Genomic DNA, 405 nt, shown 5'->3' with positions numbered 1-405 from the left:
CCTTACGGGCGTGTGACGCCCGTAAGGTGGCCTTAACGGCATTTCCCCGGGGATCCCGACCGCTGGCTTTTTGCGCCGCCACTCCCGATCGCAGGTGTTGCGCCTCCGCTGCCGACCACCGGCTTTCGCGCCACCGCTCCCAACCGCAGGTACTGCGCCGCCGTTCCCGACCACCCGCTTTTGCGCTACCACTCCCGGCCGCTGGTGTCGCGCCGCTACTCCCGACCGCGGGTTTTGTCGGACCCCTCGCGTAGGCTTTTTGGTAGGGGCGCTCAGAGCGTCATGAATCTTCCGTTCATTCCTTCAGCGGCGGTGAGTCGTGGGGGGTATCGCCCCCAAATAGGGATGGTTGGTGTTACCGCACCGCACACCCCACGAGGGGGGGGGTGGAGCCACGCCAGGGAG

The organism is Amycolatopsis sp. NPDC059027 (assembly GCF_042739735.1).
Classification (GTDB): Bacteria; Actinomycetota; Actinomycetes; order Mycobacteriales; family Pseudonocardiaceae; genus Amycolatopsis.
Note: the sequence above shows the minus strand (reverse complement) of the source record.